General features: G+C 42.2%; 1 protein-coding gene. It reads right to left on the reverse strand.

Features of this window, described 5'->3' with window-relative positions:
• Window positions 1-588, reverse strand: a 588-nt coding sequence (locus tag R7040_RS26500) for a flavodoxin family protein (RefSeq protein WP_318097584.1), incomplete at its 3' end; no start/stop codon positions are given.
• Window positions 589-713: the final 125 nt, after the last annotated feature.

A 713-nucleotide genomic window follows, 5' to 3' on the forward strand; every position in this document is an offset into this window, starting at 1 on the left:
TTCGTCTGTAGATAACTGGTCTCCCATTCTTCCTCGTTTTACATATTGATGCTCGAAGCTTGTTGCGCCTTTGGCTCGAACTAATACAGCAAATTCGTCAATAAAGTGTTGTTCAAATTTACTATTGAACGAGTTAAACAATATGACCCGTTTGTTGGTTAAATCGTTGTCTTTCACAAATTGCCAAATAGGTGGGGCTGGACTGTATAACCAAATAGGAGAGCCGAGATAAACCGTATTGTAAGAGGAGAGGTCGATATGCTGTGGGACGATCTCTGCAACATTACTTCTGGCATCTTTCAACGCACTTATCCATCCTGGAATGCCGAGCGCGTAGCTTTTGGCAAAAATTTCATAAACATGCCCATTTGTTTTGTTGGCAATATGTTCGGACAGAGTGGCGGTATTTCCTGAGCGAGAGAAAACGACGATTGCGGTTTTAGACTCATCGGTTAACGAGCGCTGCAGATGTTGCTGCTTTTGTTTGTACTTGCGGTATTGCGAGTTTTCGATTTGAGTAACGACGAGAGCAACCACCATCAAAAATACGAACAATATAAATAGAACGATGAGCGTCCATCGAAACATAGTCACTGACCTATGGCTATTAACTGGGAAATAGGAATAACAGAGAAGTAAGAGTGCGACCGGTTTGGTGGCACTCTTGATTTTAGATTACTTCAAATGCTTATCCAAGAAGGGCGCGACTTTCT

The sequence above is a fragment of the Vibrio sp. 1069 genome (genome assembly GCF_033340555.1).